The organism is Bowmanella denitrificans (genome assembly GCF_039522935.1).
Taxonomy (GTDB): Bacteria; Pseudomonadota; Gammaproteobacteria; order Enterobacterales; family Alteromonadaceae; genus Bowmanella; species Bowmanella denitrificans.
This window is the reverse complement of record NZ_BAAAEI010000036.1, coordinates 1-1,954: the sequence shown is the minus strand read 5'-3', so window position 1 is coordinate 1,954 and position 1,954 is coordinate 1. Positions and strand designations below refer to the sequence as shown.

At 50.6% G+C, this 1,954-nt stretch carries 2 tRNA genes and 2 rRNA genes; all 4 read left to right on the top strand.

The window, feature by feature from the left end:
* Positions 1-987 (top strand): 16S ribosomal RNA (locus ABD028_RS23190); the annotation flags it as partial.
* 73 nt (positions 988-1,060) lie between these two features.
* Positions 1,061-1,137 (top strand) — tRNA-Ile (locus ABD028_RS23185).
* Positions 1,138-1,143: 6 nt separating this feature from the next.
* A tRNA-Ala gene (locus tag ABD028_RS23180) sits at positions 1,144-1,219 on the top strand.
* A 267-nt stretch (positions 1,220-1,486) separates the two neighbouring features.
* Positions 1,487-1,954, top strand: a 23S ribosomal RNA gene (locus tag ABD028_RS23175); the annotation flags it as partial.

The window sequence follows — 1,954 nt, the reverse complement described above, 5'->3', positions numbered from 1 at the left end:
TCGGAATTACTGGGCGTAAAGCGCACGCAGGCGGATTGTTAAGCTAGATGTGAAAGCCCCGGGCTTAACCTGGGAATTGCATTTAGAACTGGCAGTCTAGAGTCTTGGAGAGGGGAGTGGAATTCCAGGTGTAGCGGTGAAATGCGTAGAGATCTGGAGGAACATCAGTGGCGAAGGCGGCTCCCTGGCCAAAGACTGACGCTCATGTGCGAAAGCGTGGGTAGCGAACAGGATTAGATACCCTGGTAGTCCACGCCGTAAACGATGTCTACTAGCTGTCTGTGGCTTTAAGTCGTGGGTAGCGCAGCAAACGCGCTAAGTAGACCGCCTGGGGAGTACGGCCGCAAGGTTAAAACTCAAATGAATTGACGGGGGCCCGCACAAGCGGTGGAGCATGTGGTTTAATTCGATGCAACGCGAAGAACCTTACCTACTCTTGACATCCACAGAACTTGGTAGAGATACCTTGGTGCCTTCGGGACCTGTGAGACAGGTGCTGCATGGCTGTCGTCAGCTCGTGTCGTGAGATGTTGGGTTAAGTCCCGCAACGAGCGCAACCCTTGTCCTTAGTTGCCAGCATTAGGTTGGGCACTCTAAGGAGACTGCCGGTGACAAACCGGAGGAAGGTGGGGACGACGTCAAGTCATCATGGCCCTTACGAGTAGGGCTACACACGTGCTACAATGGGCAGTACAGAGGGAAGCGAGACCGCGAGGTGGAGCGGATCCCTTAAAGCTGTTCGTAGTCCGGATCGGAGTCTGCAACTCGACTCCGTGAAGTCGGAATCGCTAGTAATCGCAGGTCAGCATACTGCGGTGAATACGTTCCCGGGCCTTGTACACACCGCCCGTCACACCATGGGAGTGGGATGCAAAAGAAGTAGTTAGCTTAACCTTCGGGAGGGCGATTACCACTTTGTGTTTCATGACTGGGGTGAAGTCGTAACAAGGTAACCGTAGGGGAACCTGCGGTTGGATCACCTCCTTACGAAAAAGCTGCGCTGTTTTAGCGAAGTGTTCACACAGATTGTTTTGTTGCCAAGAAGAACGAGCAAGATATTGGGTCTGTAGCTCAGGTGGTTAGAGCGCACCCCTGATAAGGGTGAGGTCGGTAGTTCAAGTCTACTCAGACCCACCAAATCATGGGGCTATAGCTCAGCTGGGAGAGCGCCTGCCTTGCACGCAGGAGGTCAGCGGTTCGATCCCGCTTAGCTCCACCATTCATTGCGATGGTGAAAGACTTAAGAAAAGCTCGTTGCTAAGGAAGACAGCCTTAATGAATGCGCACTGAGTAGTGTGGATTGATTAAGGTTTTTTAAACCTTAACTGTTCTTTAACAATTTGGACAAGCTGATAAAGAAAACATCCAGCTAAGTAAGCGAAAGCGAATTTAGCGATTGTATGTAGCGTCATTGGTATTCTCGAAAGAGAAAACAAGATGGTTGCTGGCTGTATAACACAAATTACGACGTGATTTGGGGTTGTATGGTTAAGTGACTAAGCGTATACGGTGGATGCCTAGGCAGTTAGAGGCGATGAAGGACGTGTAAATCTGCGAAAAGCTGTGGTGAGCTGATAAAATGCATTTGAGCCACAGATGTCCGAATGGGGCAACCCAATGCACTTGTGCATTATCGTTACATGAATACATAGTGTAACGAGGCTAACCGGGAGAACTGAAACATCTAAGTACCCCGAGGAAAAGAAATCAACCGAGATTCCCTTAGTAGCGGCGAGCGAACGGGGAGCAGCCCTTAAGTCATATCAAGATTAGTGGAACACTCTGGAAAGTGTGGCCGTAGCGGGTGATAGCCCCGTACACGACGGTCTGATATGGTGAAAACGAGTAGGACGGGACACGTGTTATCCTGTCTGAAGATGGGGGGACCATCCTCCAAGGCTAAATACTCCTAACTGACCGATAGTGAACCAGTACCGTGAGGGAAAGGCGAAAA